Origin of the sequence: Thalassotalea fonticola (genome assembly GCF_032911225.1) — a bacterium.
Taxonomy (GTDB): domain Bacteria; phylum Pseudomonadota; class Gammaproteobacteria; order Enterobacterales; family Alteromonadaceae; genus Thalassotalea_A; species Thalassotalea_A fonticola.
On the sequence record NZ_CP136600.1, the window covers coordinates 2,841,561 to 2,858,380 of the forward strand.

Below are 16,820 nucleotides of genomic sequence, written 5' to 3' on the forward strand. Positions count from 1 at the left end.
TTTACTTAATTGAACTTATCTTCATTGAGAGTTTTTGATATGTGGTGCATACTCTGTGCACCATTTGGCACAACAAATTTTTATGTGCTGCTTGGAATTATATAAATTAAAAAGGAGTATTTATGATCCATAGTATGACTGCTTTTGCCCGCATAGAGGTAAAAGGTGATTGGGGTAATGCGGTTTGGGAAATTCGCTCAGTAAACCAACGTTTTCTTGAAACTTACTTTCGCATGCCAGAGCAATTTCGTGGTTTAGAAGCGGTATTACGCGAACGATTTCGCAAGCAATTAAACCGCGGTAAAGTAGAGTGTAACTTACGTTTTAATGCTAATCCGGCCGCAAAAAGTAACTTATCAATTAACGCCAAATTGGCTGAATCTTTGATTGAACACGCGAACTGGATCAATGAAAAAGCCGGAAATAGCCAATTAAACCCATTAGATATAATGAAATGGCCTGGTGTTATGGAGGCTGAAGAAGCCGACATGGATACCGTATCAGCAGAGTTGTTAGCAGGTTTCGATCAAGCCCTAAAAGATTTTATTGCTGCGCGCGCCAGCGAAGGTTCAAATATGGCTGAACTTATCAAAGCACGCCTTGACGGTATTACTGAGCAAGCGACCAATGTGAAAGCTCATATGCCTGAAATAATCCAATGGCAACGCGATCGCATCATTGAAAAATTTAACGACGCAGGCGTTGATCCTGAATCAACTCGTCTTGAACAAGAATTGGTAATGCTAGCGCAAAAAATGGATGTTGACGAAGAAATTGACCGTTTATTCAGTCACGTTAAAGAAACCAATAAAATCCTTAAAAAAGGCGGGCCACAAGGCCGTCGTTTAGATTTTATGATGCAAGAATTTAATCGCGAAGCAAACACCCTTGGTTCTAAATCAATTAATACTGACATTACTGCTGCCGCAGTTGAACTTAAAGTACTAATTGAGCAAATGCGTGAGCAAATTCAGAACATTGAATAATTAACCTTTAAGTTTCATCCCTTATTAAAACCATGCATCGCATGGTTTTTTAGTATTTGTCGCTAAATAATTTTTTCTATAAAATTACATAGTATTATGCCATGTTGCTTGCTATAACATGCAGTACTACTGTCATAAGGATACTATCTATGATGATCTCATTATCAGCTCAACAGTGTCGTGTTATTGGTGTAATGTTAGAAAAAGAAATCACCACACCCGAACAATATCCCCTATCATTAAATGCTCTTACCAACGCTTGTAACCAAAAAAGTAACCGCGAGCCGGTAATGTCACTCTCTGAAAGTGATGTGCAAAATGAAATTGATCAATTAATTCAAATGAATCTGTTGATGATCGACCAAATGTCTTCAGGCCGGGTGAATAAATATATCCACCGTTTTTGTAATACACAATTTAGTGATTTGCAATTTACTCCACAACAAAGAGGAATTATCTGTGTGTTGTTACTCCGGGGACCGCAAACTCCTGGCGAGTTAAGAACCCGCACTAACAGATTAGCTGACTTTAGTGATGTTAGTGAAGTTGAAACTACAATTAATCAACTTCAAAACCTAAATGACATAGAGTTTGTTAAAAAACTGGCGCGTGAACCCGGCAAACGAGAATCACGTTATGTACATTTATTTTCGGATATTGAAGAAAACTTATCTGTGGAAAGCGACTCATTTGAGCAGGCAGAACAATCAACGTCAGCAAGCCAAGCAGAGCTTGAAGCTCGTATAGAGATGCTGGAGCAAAAAGTTGCGTCATTGACTGACGATGTTGCTCTATTAACCGAATTACTTGCAAATAAATAGTTAGGGTGTGAGTAAAATAAATTGGAATATGATTATTACTCCAAATAAGCTGCACTCATAAAAAAACCTCACTTTCGTGAGGTTTTTTTAAAATTGAAATTGCTTATTATAATATTTAATAACAGCTATTTTAGTACTTTAGCTCTGCGTATTTGTCGACATATTGAAATCAAAAACACACTAAATAAAAGGAAAAAGTTAACTGAACCGCCCGATGAACTTGACTCAGGTTCATCATTAACAGATAAAGAGTTATCTAACGGAAACGCATCATTATCATCTGCTACACCATCATTATCATCATCGGTATCGCTATTATTACCTATGCCATCACCGTCGGTATCAACAGACTCATTTGCATCTAACGGAAACGCATCATTTTTATCTGCTACACCATCATTGTCATCATCAGTATCGCTATTATTACCGGTGCCATCACTGTCGGTATCCACTGACTCATTTTCATCTAATGGAAAAGCATCGCTTTCATCCTTAACACCATCATTGTCATCATCGGTATCGCTATTATTACCGGTGCCATCATTGTCGGTATCCACTGATTCATGTTCATCTAACGGAAAGGCATCCTTTTCATCCTTAACACCATCATTGTCATCATCTGCATCATCAAAGTCACTGATACCGTCGAGATCATTATCTGGTGATGGTTCAGTTAGCGCTTGGATCTCAACGCCATCGATGGTGCTCTCAATGAATAGTAATTCATCTGTTGTGGTTATCGGCTCAATGTTGCCGCTTAACGTGAGAAACTCATAAGTTTCAAAGTCTTGAGTTTTAAACAACGCAGTGGTTCGTGTCGGTGAGCCAGAACTAATACTCGTTGTGCCAATGTAGCCACCTTCATAGCTGGATATCTTTCGCACACTGCCATTTTGATACACATCCGAAAATTCATCTTCATTAAACAAACTGGTCGGTTTAGTTTTTGACACCCAAGTTTTGCCATTATCAGTGCTAACCATTAACGCGTTACTCGTACTGTAAAGAATCGTTTCATTAGACAGGTGAATTAGAGTAAGTGTTAAGCCTACATCTTCATAAAGCCCTATTTCCGACCATATCCAATCGCTACCATTATCCGAATAACCGTATAGTATACTCTCGTTAATACCATCGATTCTTCTAAGGCCTGTAGTATGTAGACGGTTATTGAATGACTCAATGCCATGGCCGAGGAATAATACCGCACCATCGATCCCATCATCTGGCATGATATCTAAAGATTCCCAGTCACCGGTGGCGTTATTTCTTATCCAATAAGGATCAATTGGAGTGCTGGTTTCAATAACCGCTGTACCATCATTTAAAAATGCAACATTAGGTGATTGACGATTAATCCATTGGGTTTCAGTCCAGGTTATAAGATCTTTAGATTGATGAGTAGAGTTAACCATTGGAGAGTTATAATCGTTGCTAAACGCAATATATTGCTGATCTCTTGGGTCCCACTGAACTTTAGCTATTTGTGGCAAAGTAACCGGCGCTGACCAAGTTTCAAGATTTGTAGAGAAACTAATATCAGACCATGCTTGCTCATTGCCATCTATGTCAGCATCAAAATTACTCTGTGATATATATACACCATTCACCATATAGAGCGATTCAGTTTGTGGCATATCTGCCAATCGCTGCAAGCCATCATTATTAAAGCGATATAAAGGGAAAGATTCAGTGCCTTTGCTGCTGTAATATGTACTATCAAAAATTAACGTATCATTACCAATTGATATAGTTTGCCAATAGGTTAAATCTATTTCGTCGTGTTTAACTTTCCAATATGATGCATAAGTATCACTGGCTAATAATTGATGCGATACTAGGTTACCGTGGAAATGCTCGCTACGCCTTTCATCACTAACAACACCAATACTCGTATATACCATAGAAATATTTTCTTCAGGCGCAAAAGTAAATTGTATTTCTCCTTTATCAGTATCAGCAAAATCACGAGCCACATCGATATAACAATGCCAATCATAACCCGGCATTGGGTAATGAGAATTCATCTCGATAACACCATCTGAATAAGTGTCCGGTACAATGTCAAATTCTATGGTTGCGCTTTCAACTTGGTGACTGCCCTTTGCATTAACAGTCAAAACAGTATCCCAAGTAGATGGCATCGCAATGCACGAAGCAAGCGTTCTATTATCGTTAGATTCGGACTCGATTTGCCGTATTATAGAAACATTGTTTTGTTCATCCCAAAAAATTGAACGTTTGTCATTACCATATTTACAAGCGGATAGAGTTGTAAGAGTGACTATCAACAAAAGAAGATTTTTCAATGATATTTCCTTTTTTATTATTATTTTTATACCAGCTTATTATCACTTAACATTTAAGTTTTATAAACAAAATTTTTCTTATCGTATAAGTGCTGAATCAACTCGGCTCAAAATAACGCAATTGTGAACCTTTTGTTATAATTTCCCCATCTTTTATGACCTATCATTAGTAGTAGAATTTATTTCTAGGGGATACCATTGTTAAAGACAGCATTTGCTTTTTGCGTTAGTACGTTACTTTTGGCTTGTGGTGGGTCAGGCGGTAGTGCTTCAGACGACGTTAACCAAGTTGTTGAGCCACAAGAATTTAGTGGTCAATTTATAGACTACACGGTTGAAGGTTTGCGCTTTAAAACTACGACAAGAGAAGGTTTAACAAATGTTAATGGTGAATTCGTATACCTAGAGTCTGAAACTATTACCTTTGCAATTGGCGATGTTAATCTGCCAAAAATAAAAGCTAAAAGTATTATTACGCCACTTGATGTTTTTGCCAGTGATGACGTATACCAAGTGCCAGTAAGTAATTTATTGCGTTTATTACAATCCCTTGATAATGATGGTAATGCTGATAACGGCATTACCATTACCGACAATATCCATGAGTTATTTTCTAATATTACCTTAGATTTTGCAGCCAACGATTTTGAGCAACAAGCTAATAATTTATTAATGCAAACAACCGGAATTTATCAATCTTTAATTAGTGAATACGATGCCATTTATCACTTTAACGAGTCATTAGTTAAGATAGGCGAAGGTAAGCTCACTACTTGTGATAGTGATCACCCAATGGTTGGCTATTCCGGCGCATTTGCAACGTTTGCCCATGATGTAAGCGGCAATGCCACCATAATAGACAATTGCACTATTGAAATTAGCAACTTTACCTATGATGGTGGTGGCCCGGAAGTTTATATTTATGCAGCAAAGAATCATCAATATAGTGGCAATGGGGCATTTATTATCAGTAAAAAGATCACCGGTATTGTGTTTAATGATGAAACGCTAATACTTAAATTACCAAATGGAAAATCTCTGGATGATTTAACCGGTATTAGTGTTTGGTGCGTAGATTTTGCTGTGGACTTTGGTAACTTGGAGTTTATGCCATAAACTAAATTAATGACGAGTTACAATATGAGAACTTTATGATATAGCAGACTTTATTATTCCACTTCTCCCTTGAAGACTCGCAACCGTTTTAAAGTAAAATAAGCTGTACTGTAAGTGAAAAATATATATAAGGTTATGAAAAAATAAACCGCGGGAGCATTCTGATATTCAGGGTTATAAGAAAAAGCGAGTAAACCAATAAGTGCAAAAAGAGCACTAAAAAAGGGGGAATTTAATAAATACTTCATACAATCACTACCAGGTTGTCCATGCCCATTAAATTTACCATAGCTTAATTAACTGATTAATAAAATAGCCAATATGGTTACATGAACTAAAACATAAAGTTGCTAAGCCCTGTAAACAGGACTTAGCAACTTTGCGAAAATCAAAACGTCATTTGGTTAAGCAAATTCAACACTTTCATCTGCGTAGTTGTAATGCTCTGGCATAGGCAACGCCGCAACGCCAGAGTCTACAGCAGCTTGAGCTACTGCTTTGGCAACGTTATTACACAACCTTGGATCCATAGGGCGAGGAATAATATAGCCTTTACCAAAACTTAACGACGCTTCACCACTGGCTTTTAAAACGCTTTCTGGCACCTGTTCTTTGGCCAATGCACGAATTGCGTGTACCGCAGCTAACTTCATTTCATTGTTTATTTTACGCGCCCTTACATCTAGTGCGCCTCTAAAAATAAAAGGAAAGCATAATACATTATTCACTTGGTTCGGATAATCAGAACGGCCAGTTGCCATAATTAAATCATTTCGAATTGAATGAGCAAGTTCAGGTTTTATTTCAGGATCTGGATTTGAACAAGCAAATACAATTGGCTTGTCTGCCATTTTTAACAACTGCTGTTTAGAGAGTAAATTAGGTCCTGATACCCCAACAAACACATCCGCGCCTTCGATTGCGTCATCAAGAGTACGTTTATCGGTATTATTGGCAAATAAAGTTTTGTATTCATTTAGATCGGTTCGGCGAGTGTGCACTACGCCTTTGGTGTCTAGCATATATATTTTTTCACGCTGAGCACCACATTGAATAAGCAACTCCATACAGGCAATCGCTGCAGCTCCAGCCCCTAAGCAAACAATAGCGGCATGTTCAATATCTTTACCTTGAATGTCTAACGCATTGAGCATTGCAGCAGCAGTTACTATGGCTGTGCCATGCTGATCATCGTGAAACACTGGAATTTTACAGCGTTCCTGTAGGGCTTTCTCAATGATAAAGCAATCCGGCGCTTTGATGTCCTCAAGGTTTATACCACCAAACGTGTCAGCAATACTTGCGACCGTATTAATGAATTCTTCAGGGGTTTTATGAGTAACTTCTATATCAAACGAATCAATATTGGCAAACCGTTTAAATAATAGAGCCTTACCTTCCATTACAGGTTTTGATGCCATCGGGCCTAAATTGCCTAACCCTAAAACAGCACTACCATTTGATATAACAGCTACAGTATTGCCTTTGCCGGTATACTTATACACATTTTCGAAATTATCGGCTATTTCGCGACACGGCTCGGCAACACCCGGACTATAGGCTAACGACAGATCTTCGCTAGTTTCAGCCTTAGTGGTTATTTCAATTGCTATTTTTCCTGGTTTAGGATGGGCGTGATAATCCAGCGCGCGTTGTTTTAAATCGCTCATAAGTGACCTTTAAATTAATGTAAATGTGTTGATTGGGAAGTTGATAATATTGCTCTTAGAAAGAGCAATTTGAAAAATCAGCTACATGTCCAACACAGCTGATTTTAAATGAGCAACTTATGATGACTTCAAAAGTTGCTCGTTAGGAAAGTTGTATAAACTAATAAATTAGAAGCGCCATACTGCTAAAAATTGGGCAGCATTATCGTCAGTACCATCTTCACCTAGCTTGTTTTGCCAGTATTGGTATTCAATACCAACAAATAATTGACCAGCTTTATTACCTAACACTTCACCTAAATCTAAACGAATTTGCGGTTGGAATAAAATCCATGATTCAAGCTCAGTCGTGCCAAAGTTATTAGTTTGTTGACGGCCGTCGATATATTCCAAGTGACCTTCGATGCTCCAGCTTGTTGAACCAATTTTGAAAGGGTAAGCCCAGGCAAAGTCAACCATGAAGCTTGAATCTTCATCAACAACGGTAAACACTTGAGAAGAGGCACTACCACCACCTTGATGTATATAACTGGTTACATCAATTTGAGCAAAGGCAAAGCCAGGTAAATCTAATGAAAATCTAACACCGGGTAATACCCACATACTATCAACTTCAGGCGCGAAGTTAGCACCCGCAACAATACCTATGTCCTTAACAGGACCAAACGATAGGTCACTACCGGTAATTGCGCCTAAACTGAAATTTGAATACCATTCACCATAAAACTCGCTACTATCATCAACTGGAAAGTTAGCATCATCGTTAACGCTATAACGTAAGTGATCAACGAAGAAAAAGTTATCACCATACTCCCAACCACCAGCATGTTGGAAAGTAATAATAGTTGTATCAGCTGTACCACCAGTACCTACTTGCTCTAATTCACCTAAAGCTTGAAGGTGTACTTCTGTATTCCCCCAGATTTCAGCAGAAGCAGTAGCACTCATTAATGCTGCTGATGCAATTACTGTTGTCGCAACAGTATTAATAATTTTATTCGTTTTCATATTTTACCCTTACTTTTATTCCAGTTATTAGTTTCGTTCTATTTTATTTTATAATTATTATCAGTTGTACAAGACTTAAAGTTTTCCAAGAACCATATTGATACTAAATTAAAACATCAACATTTGGTTAGCATTTAGTTAAATCTGAATTTAAAATTACAAATCTTGACATGCATGTCAACTAATTGTTTTCCACGATGTGGTAAGTGGAATATTCGAATCAGCAAAACTTGACACTTGTGACAGGTTTTGCTATCAATTAGATAAGTAATCGTTATTTCAACAAATAAAGGCATAAACAAAAATGAACTTTCAATCATTTAATCCTCCACGCAGGATCTTAATGGGCCCAGGCCCCTCAGACATTAGCCCTGAAGTTTTAGCTTCATTATCAAGACCGGTAATTGGTCATTTAGACCCACTATTTGTTGGTATGATGGATGAAGTAAAAGCATTACTTCAGTATGCATTTCAAACAACAAATGAATTTACTATTGCACTTTCAGCTCCTGGCTCTGCTGGTATGGAAGCTTGTTTTGTGAACTTAATAGAAGCTGGTGATAAAGTAATAGTGTGTCGTAATGGCGTATTTGGCGATCGAATGATCCAAAATGTTATCCGCAGTGGTGGTGAAGCAATTGTGGTTGATTCGCCTTGGGGTCGCGCTGTTGAAGTGGACAAAGTAGAACAAGCATTAATTGCCAATCCAGACGCTAAATGTTTAGCATTTGTTCACGCCGAAACCTCTACTGGCGCGGTATCTGACGCTAAAACATTGTGTGCTCTAGCGCAACAACACGACTGTTTATCTATTGTTGATGCCGTTACATCCCTTGGTGGTATTGAGCTTAAGGTAGATGATTGGGGCATTGACGCCATTTATTCTGGCTCGCAAAAATGTCTATCATGTGTTCCTGGCTTATCTCCTCTTTCATTTAGTGAAAAAGCAGTAAATGTTATTAAAAACCGCAAGTCGATTGTCCAAAGTTGGTTCTTAGATCAATCTTTAGTAATGAGTTATTGGTCTGGTGACGGTAAACGTAGCTACCACCACACAGCTCCGGTTAACTCATTATATGGCTTACATGAATCATTAGTACAATTGCAAAACGAAGGCATTGAAAACCGCTGGGCACGTCATCAAGCGCAGCATGACATGCTTGCTGAGGGCTTAGACAAATTAGGTATTAAATTTATCGTACCTGAAGAAGAACGCCTACCGCAGCTAAATGCTATTTATATTCCTGACGGTGTAGATGACGCTAAAGTAAGAAATTACTTATTGAACAAATACAACTTGGAAATTGGCGCTGGTTTAGGCGATTTAGCCGGTAAAGCTTGGCGTATTGGTCTTATGGGTTATGCTGCTAGAAGCGAAAACGTAGCTTTATGTTTAGCCGCTCTAGAAGATGCATTAAATCAATAAACAAAGGTTTTAACAATATTTTTCATTATGTGGAATTGATAAAGAAAATAATATGAAACATGAAATTGAGGTGATGATCTCTGAACAAGAGATCAAAGACCGAGTCGCTCAATTAGGGCAACAAATAAGCGAATATTATCAAGGCAGTGATAAATTGGTCATGGTCGGTTTGTTACGTGGCTCATTTGTTTTTATGGCCGATTTAGCAAGAGCAATAAGTGTTAATCATAGCGTTGATTTTATGACTGCTTCAAGTTACGGCAATAACATGGAAAGCTCTCGTGATGTTCATATACTTAAAGATCTTGATGATAACATTGAAGGTAAAGATGTATTGCTGGTAGAAGATATTATCGATACAGGCAATACCTTAAGTAAAGTGTTGCAAATTTTGAGCTTGCGAGAGCCGAATTCGATTCAAATTTGCACATTATTAGACAAACCTACACGTCGTGAAAAAACGGTAGATGTTAAATGGGCAGGCTTTGAAATCCCTGATGAATTCGTGGTTGGAGTTGGTATTGACTACGCACAGAAATATCGTCACCTCCCCTACATTGGCAAAGTTGTCCCGATAGCATCAGGCACCTAGCTCAATTGAGAAAAAATTAAATGCTCGCGCATTAAGTAAAAGCCTAAACTGGATTTTCAGTTTAGGCTTTTTTTTAGTAGTCGATTTTAACAAAAAAAAATCATGTATTGCTCAGAGACAACACCAGAATGCGTTATTCTCAATTCGATTCAGAACCTTCAATTGAGCGGTTCATTGCCGCAAGAAGAAATAGGACACCGTTACTCCTCACTAGCATAAGCAAGATGACGGCTTCCTTAAACGTGTTGTGGAAAATAAAATGAATTTCTGACTGTCTAAACATGCAAAATCGGAAGTATACGATTGGCAAAAACGGCTATACAGCCATTAACCTAATAAAGGAATACTTGATGAAATGGAGGAGTCCATATACTTTGCTGACGTAACGTAGTTATAGAGTTTGTTGTTAGAATAGCCTGTTTATTGATCCCTCAACTTACATGAGTATAGTAATTCAAAGAATTAGATGGCCAAATTAACTATGCTACTACACTAAGTTAAACTCATTTTTGTTATCTCTTATTAATCTTGGCTACCCAAATTTACTTAACAGCTAGTGCAGTTTAAAAGAGTAGTTGAGGCTGTGAATAGGTAGTAATTTAGGACAAAATCAGCACGTTCATTCAAGCCTTATAATGCTTTTTTTGAAATCTATGCAAAACCAAAATGGCGAATAAACTGGAAATTGCTGTACCAAGGCTCAGGATATATTTCATATATTGCAAAGCTGATGGTAATTGTTCACTGCCTTTGCTGGCATCAAAGCCAATTGCGTTCAAGCTCACACCACCAACCAACAAGGCAAACATCACACTTATAGCTGCCATCCAACCATGTAATGCCGCAAAGACACCTTCCCGACGCACTTTGGTATTATCACTATCCTGATTACTTGCTTCGGCAACCAAGGCGGGAATTATTATGGTCATTGCGGTCCAGATCCCGGCGCAAAGCAGAGGATCCAGTAGCAACAGCCACTGTACTCCGGGAGCAAAGATAAACCATTTGGCAATGCCCCCCATTAAAGCCAAGGTAAAGATTACTTTTAATGTCGGCAACTTACCATAAATTCTCGACAGCCGGGATACTATCGGAATATAAACCGCCGCGATGATCGCATAGCCCATGGAAAGTACCGCTTTCCATACCGCTCCTTCGCTAATATTGCCGTCGTTCATATAGTACACCAATATATAGTAATCCATCCTTGCAGCGTAAGCAGCGCAGCCCAGTTGAATAAAAACGATCACAAAGATCAATCGCATCAAAGGTACAGATAGTATCGTCCGAATACTTTGCAAAACAGTAATACCTTTCACGCTTTGCCTAACTACAACACTTTTGTCTGGAATAAAAAATGCGGGTAACATACCAACAACTGCAATAACCAATATCGCAATGCTCCAACCCACAACTTTAATGCCGACAAATACACTGCTAAAAATGGTTAATGTCGCCAACGGAAATAACCACTGACTCGACATAGAGGCTAGCTTAATAAAGTAGGAGTTTATTTCCATCACTTTTATTCGTTCGTTAACATCTCTGGTAATTTCATATGATAACGAGGTTAAGGGCACACTGTAAAAAGGTGATGCCAGATAAAACAATAATGAGGTAATAAAAAAGTATAGTAGCTGTGTTTCGCTCGACCAATGCTCAGGTACCATCCAAATCAAACCAAAGAACAGACAATTTAACCAGGCTGCAACAACAATAAACGGACGACGACGACCGAACCGACTTTCGCAATTGTCTGATAGCTTACCTGCCCAGGGCGATAAAAATGCAGAAAAAATAATAGGAATGGTTAGCGCCAGACTAAACAGAAAAGGATCAACACCCAAGGTCATCTGATAAAAAGGAATGGCGAGTAATTCAACGCCCTTATCAACAAAAAATAAACTAAAGAAGCCGCCGCCCAACGCTAATTTTCTTGCAAGCGTTGGTGCGTTATTTTCACTATTTTTCTTTATCTCTGAGGTTGCTACCGACACGGGTTAACTTGCTCTAGCCTCGATGACAGCAGCCTCGCTTACAGAGTCTCTTTCAACCAGATGGGGCATAAATAAATGGGTACGTACTGATGAGCTAGAATTTTCCGATAATTCAATTGCCAATTTGGCAGCATAATTCGCCATTTCTCTTATTGGATAATGCATAGTAGATAGTTCAGGTAGACAAGCGACAGCAATAAGTAAATCATCAAAACCGATAACAGAAACATCTTCCGGTACGCGTATACCCTGCGCATTCAATTCATGGATAACACCAATCGCCATATTATCGTTGAAAGCCAGTACCGCTGTATATTTCATTCCTTTTTTTAATAAATTACGAACAGCTTCCCTGCCCCCTTCCATATCGGCTGTACTAGCCGATTCGACCATTGAATCAATTAATTTAATACCAGCATTAGTTAGTGCTGTTCTCACCCCATCAAGGCGGACTTGGGCATCGGTATTGATGTTTTCACGAGTAATAACAGCAATATCGGTATGACCTTTACTGATCAGGTGGCGGGTCGCTTCTTGTGCCCCTAAATTGTTATCGAGCCAAACACATCGGTGGGCAATTTTAGGGATGAAGCGATTAATGAATACCAGTCCTGGAATTTTTTCCGCCAGTTCACATAATGTATCATCATTGTTATACACACTATGAAAAACAATAGCCTCGCATCTATGTTGTATTAAAGAGTCAATCGCATCAAGTTCAGTTTGCTCACTTTCATCGGCATTACTAATTAACACTCGATAATTATTTTCTTTGGTTGCTTCTTCAGCGCCACAAGCTAATGTACCAAAAAAAGGCATTGAAACTTTTGGGATCACAATACCAAGAGAATTAGACTTTTTACTCACTAATGCCTGAGCGTTAATGTTTGGTCGATAACCTAATTCATCAATCACTTTTTGAACTTTCGCTCGACAGGCTTTACCTACCTTTCCTTGCTTTCTAACTACGCGAGACACGGTTGAGGTTGACACTTCTGCAACGCGTGCAACATCTTTGATGGTGATCATAATTTAATTTCATCCATTTGCTTCGACACTAAAATTTATCCCTAAAGTGTGCTTCGGCTAAATAAGGGAGAACACTTATGGTAACGTTACCAGAAACCTCCCTAAATTACCATAGCCCTCAACTTAACTACCGATTTAATTTATCTTTTTCAATTACTTACTCAACAAGTGCATGACTGTTAACGATAAAATTTGTAAATCTGTTTTTATTTGATTTTTAAGGTATTGTTATTAACGAGTTTGTTTACTTATTCTATCGGGGGGAATTCATTTTTATCAATATTGTTCAGAGAATTAGAACTATCAAGCTCCCCCACCCTATGAAGTATGAGTGTTCCAATACACCATATGGATAACATTTTTATGCTCAAACGTATCAAGAATAAAGCCGCTCTTTGTTATTACACAAAGAGCGATGATTAGTTAGAAGTTAACACGAACTCCTGCGTAATAGCTTATGCCGCGGTGAGTTTGCTCAAAAATGAAATCTGGGTGCGCTTCTCCCACTTTATTACTTGCAAGGTTACCCTTTGTTGTTTCTTCGTCTAACAAGTTAGAACCCTGTGCAAAGACTTGAAAATGTTTGTTGAATTTATACTTCAAACTCAAGCTAAGATTTTTACTTGGCCATTGCGCCGCATAATCATTACCGTCTTTACTTGCTTGGTACTCTTGTTGATTTAAATTTAATCTTGCCGAAAATTTTGCTCCGTGATCATAAGTGATGGCCACGTTATAAGTACTGTCTATCCAGCCAAGTGGTTGGTAATATAACTCAGTTGGTCTATCCAGTGGCGCTTGTCCAGGAGATCTTGAGTTGTAATCTTGAACCGCATCATGGTAGAAATCCATGTAGTTACCAGATATAGCAAAACCTTTTAAGTAATCAGTAAATGTACCTAAGTTTTGTCTAAATGAAAATTCAAAACCTGATACTGTACCACCATCTGCTTTAACAGCTGATGTTACAGGTAAAAGCAGTGGTTCTCCATTTTGGTCTGTCATTCCTGAAGCCGGGATAAAGGTTGCACCTTGCTCATAAATACCGTCAAGGTCTTTGTAGAAACCGGCTAGTGCATAGTAATCCCATCTGGTCGGGTAATACTCAAATGAAATATCCACTTGCTTAGATTCAACGGGATCTAAATAAGGGTTACCTGCTTTACCTAGGGTTTTATTTTCTGCTGGGGTATTCGGATCAAACTCTTGTGATTTAAGGGCAACACTTGAATTAATTTCACCTAGACTTGGGCGCATAATAGCTTTACCTGCACCGACTCGAATTACGACATCCTCAATCAACCTTAAGTTAACATTCAACGTTGGTAAGATGCCTTCATATTCGTGCTTTTCTGTCATCCACGATAGGTCACCAACAATGAGTTCAAATTCTTCAAGTGTCTCATCTACAGGTTCTAAATAAAATTCACTTTGCCAACTTGATGAATCAAGCTCAGTTTTATAGTATCGAACTCCAAAGACACCATCATACCAGTCACCGGCAAAGCTTGCCTGTGCATAGACTGCTGTGGTTTGTTCTTCTAATTCATAGCTTGCTAATTTATCGGCATCATCTAATGCTCTGACCGGTAAATATTCTGCTTTATCATTTAAGATATCACCTGGATTAAAATAGAAAACATCATCGAAGCCTTTAATTTTATCCAGCTTTTGGAATGGTTTATCAGTAATGGTGTCGGTTATGGCATGAAAATCAACATCACTAATTTGAGCCCAGTTGTCTGTACCTGAATCATAGAACTCAGCATCATCGATATAGTCTTTGGTATTTACAGAATATCGTGCGCCAACTTTAAACTGGTGGAAAACCCCCAACTCATGATCTAAGGTCAGATCAAACTTAACGGCTTGCACTTCACTTTCCATAAAGTTTTGAGAATTATTAATACTGTTAAAATCCCAAAGCTCTGGATCATTATTAACACTGGTAAGTTTACTTTGATCTAATTCATATGTTTCAGGATTAAAAGCACTACCGTCACTATCACTACCAAGGTATTCAAAACCATATTCGTCGTTGTAGTGATCAAATGCTAGGTAATGATTCATGCCTGCACCATATTTACCACTTCCTGAACGATAGCTGTAAAAACGGTCTGACGTTGATTGTGAAACGTCAAAATTAAGCTGTAAATCGTCGGTCAATTGGTATTTAACGTTAACACCAAACACTTCAGTGTCATCTTCGTTTAATACGTTAACATCCCGTTTTCCGATAGAATTTACACTTGCCATGCCACTCATAACATAGTTGGTATTTGGATCAACATCTGCCATTGCCGGATCAATTAATGATTGACCATTTGCTAAGCCCCAATGGCTCAATGTCGCCATACTCATAGTAAAATCATAACTTGAGGTTAGGTAATCTACACTAACGACCATATCATCCGTAGGAGCCCACTGTGCAGCGGCAAATATTGAATCTTGGTCAATATCGAACTTTTTCGAACTCAGTGATGAGGCAGGATTAGAGATTTCATTATACTCACCATCACCATTCCAATCGGTTAAGTTAGACTGATTGGTCACTAGCGGACCATTTTTGATACCTTCGATGTAACGAATATCGTCTCGAGTTGAAACGCCAAGCGAAATCGCTAGATTGTTATTAACATGGTGACTGACTAGAGCTTCAAGTTTTTTACCATATTTATCTCCCTCGGATAAATCTTGATAAACCGAATTACTGTTTGCAGTAGCTGATAATGTTCTTATATTTTTATCCACCTCTAATGGTTTAAAGGTTTCCATGTTTATTTGGCCCGCGATACCGCCTTCTAATGAGTCAGCTCTTGCAGTTTTATAAACTTGTGCTTTACGAATACTTGCGGATGGAAATAAACTTAAGTTTACCGAGCGAGAACCAAATGAACTAACAATCTCACGATCATTTAATGTGGTAAGCGTGTAAGCCGAGCCCATACCACGAACAGAGATTGTATTACTACGCCCTTTATCTTGGTTACCAGTTACACCGGTTAATCTTTCCAGTGATTCAGCAATACTTTGATCAGGCAGTGCCCCTACTTCTTCGGCTGAAAGGTTATCAGAAATAGTAGTAGCAAATTTTTTCATGTTAATGGCAGCAACTTCACTCGAACGCATACCGCCAACAGTTATTACTTCAATGGCATCTTCTTTTAATGCTACGTCATTAGCTACAGCCTTTTCTTTTGCCGTTTTTACTTCAACTTCGGTTTCAGCATCTACTACAAAGGCGTAAGCAGGCACTTGTACAGCAATCGCTGCTAGTAAGGCTAAACTTAATTTGGACTTTTTCATTGTTTCCCCACCTTGAATGTATCAAGTTATCGATATCGTTTTAGTTTTTATGTCATTTATACTAGCAGCTCAAGATTTGTCATTCATACTTCAAATATAGAGCACCAGACCAGGGACAACGTTACCACAACAACCTCATACGATCAATATAACAACATTGAAAACACCATGAAAACCACTCGTAGTCAATTTAACTAACAAGTAAATACAAAAATAAAATCAATTAACTCATAGGGTTACAAGTAAATTGATTTGTTAAAAAAATGCGTAAAAATTGTTAAACCTAATAACAAAACAAGGAAAACGATCTCTTTTAATAGGGTTTTTATATTATATATCTTTCTGCAGATTTAAATGAGTGGCTAGGTAAATTTCCGTAAACTGACTAATTATCTTTTCTCCTCGACAACGGCTCCAGCGTCATCTTATGCGCCTGCTAACAACAATAGCCATATCTTCTAACATATGCAGCGTTCATCTCAGTAAGATTGTGATCAGGGGCTCTCGCCAGCAGTAGTATTAAGGATGTATCATTAGCCACTTCTTCACATTTAAAAAAA

11 protein-coding genes are annotated in these 16,820 nt (G+C 38.2%); 5 read left to right on the forward strand and 6 right to left on the reverse strand.

The features are described from left to right. The first annotated feature begins 122 nt into the window (after nt 1-122). Nucleotides 123-986 carry a YicC/YloC family endoribonuclease gene (locus tag RI844_RS11525; protein ID WP_348394815.1) on the forward strand — a complete coding sequence of 288 codons (864 nt, stop codon included), beginning with the start codon at nt 123-125 and terminating at the stop codon, nt 984-986. Nucleotides 987-1,135: 149 nt separating this feature from the next. Then, nucleotides 1,136-1,807, forward strand: coding sequence for a YceH family protein (locus RI844_RS11530; RefSeq protein WP_348394816.1), 672 nt, complete (start codon nt 1,136-1,138; stop codon nt 1,805-1,807). Nucleotides 1,808-1,932: 125 nt separating this feature from the next. Here RI844_RS11530 and RI844_RS11535 read toward each other — a convergent pair whose 3' ends face one another. Further along, complete coding sequence (locus tag RI844_RS11535) at nt 1,933-4,116, reverse strand: hypothetical protein (protein ID WP_348394817.1); 2,184 nt, start codon at nt 4,114-4,116, stop codon at nt 1,933-1,935. 198 nt (nt 4,117-4,314) lie between these two features. Between RI844_RS11535 and RI844_RS11540 the strand changes: the two genes are divergently transcribed. Next, nucleotides 4,315-5,232, forward strand: a complete 918-nt coding sequence (locus RI844_RS11540; protein ID WP_348394818.1) for a DM13 domain-containing protein — start codon at nt 4,315-4,317, stop codon at nt 5,230-5,232. Nucleotides 5,233-5,636: 404 nt separating this feature from the next. Here RI844_RS11540 and RI844_RS11545 read toward each other — a convergent pair whose 3' ends face one another. Then, entirely contained in the window at nt 5,637-6,902 is a 1,266-nt protein-coding gene (locus tag RI844_RS11545; protein ID WP_348394819.1) for a malic enzyme-like NAD(P)-binding protein, read from the reverse strand. 168 nt (nt 6,903-7,070) lie between these two features. Continuing rightward, nucleotides 7,071-7,910: an outer membrane protein OmpK gene (locus RI844_RS11550; protein WP_348394820.1), complete on the reverse strand. Its 840-nt coding sequence runs from the start codon at nt 7,908-7,910 to the stop codon at nt 7,071-7,073. 304 nt (nt 7,911-8,214) lie between these two features. Between RI844_RS11550 and RI844_RS11555 the strand changes: the two genes are divergently transcribed. Both RI844_RS11555 and hpt read left to right on the forward strand, forming a co-directional pair. Continuing rightward, nucleotides 8,215-9,336: a pyridoxal-phosphate-dependent aminotransferase family protein gene (locus tag RI844_RS11555; protein WP_348394821.1), complete on the forward strand. Its 1,122-nt coding sequence runs from the start codon at nt 8,215-8,217 to the stop codon at nt 9,334-9,336. Between the two features lie 52 nt (nt 9,337-9,388). Beyond that, nucleotides 9,389-9,928: a hypoxanthine phosphoribosyltransferase gene (hpt, locus tag RI844_RS11560; protein WP_348394822.1), complete on the forward strand. Its 540-nt coding sequence runs from the start codon at nt 9,389-9,391 to the stop codon at nt 9,926-9,928. Nucleotides 9,929-10,551: 623 nt separating this feature from the next. Here the strand turns inward: hpt and RI844_RS11565 are convergent. The 3 genes from RI844_RS11565 to RI844_RS11575 form a co-directional block, all read right to left on the reverse strand. Further along, on the reverse strand, nt 10,552-11,925 hold the full coding sequence (locus RI844_RS11565; protein WP_348394823.1) for an MFS transporter: 1,374 nt from the start codon (nt 11,923-11,925) through the stop codon (nt 10,552-10,554). 3 nt (nt 11,926-11,928) lie between these two features. Further along, complete coding sequence (locus RI844_RS11570) at nt 11,929-12,954, reverse strand: LacI family DNA-binding transcriptional regulator (protein WP_348394824.1); 1,026 nt, start codon at nt 12,952-12,954, stop codon at nt 11,929-11,931. Nucleotides 12,955-13,377: 423 nt separating this feature from the next. Further along, nucleotides 13,378-16,260: a TonB-dependent receptor gene (locus RI844_RS11575; RefSeq protein ID WP_348394825.1), complete on the reverse strand. Its 2,883-nt coding sequence runs from the start codon at nt 16,258-16,260 to the stop codon at nt 13,378-13,380. Nucleotides 16,261-16,820 lie beyond the last annotated feature (560 nt).

Excerpts from the sequence above, each read along its gene's own strand:
- RI844_RS11525 (WP_348394815.1), top strand. The coding sequence starts at position 123 with ATGATCCATAGTATGACTGCTTTTGCCCGCATAGAGGTAAAAGGTGAT.
- RI844_RS11530 (WP_348394816.1), top strand. The coding sequence starts at position 1,136 with ATGATGATCTCATTATCAGCTCAACAGTGTCGTGTTATTGGTGTAATG.
- RI844_RS11545 (WP_348394819.1), bottom strand. The coding sequence starts at position 6,902 with ATGAGCGATTTAAAACAACGCGCGCTGGATTATCACGCCCATCCTAAA.
- RI844_RS11550 (WP_348394820.1), bottom strand. The coding sequence starts at position 7,910 with ATGAAAACGAATAAAATTATTAATACTGTTGCGACAACAGTAATTGCA.
- RI844_RS11555 (WP_348394821.1), top strand. The coding sequence starts at position 8,215 with ATGAACTTTCAATCATTTAATCCTCCACGCAGGATCTTAATGGGCCCA.
- hpt (WP_348394822.1), top strand. The coding sequence starts at position 9,389 with ATGAAACATGAAATTGAGGTGATGATCTCTGAACAAGAGATCAAAGAC.
- RI844_RS11570 (WP_348394824.1), bottom strand. The coding sequence starts at position 12,954 with ATGATCACCATCAAAGATGTTGCACGCGTTGCAGAAGTGTCAACCTCA.
- RI844_RS11575 (WP_348394825.1), bottom strand. The coding sequence starts at position 16,260 with ATGAAAAAGTCCAAATTAAGTTTAGCCTTACTAGCAGCGATTGCTGTA.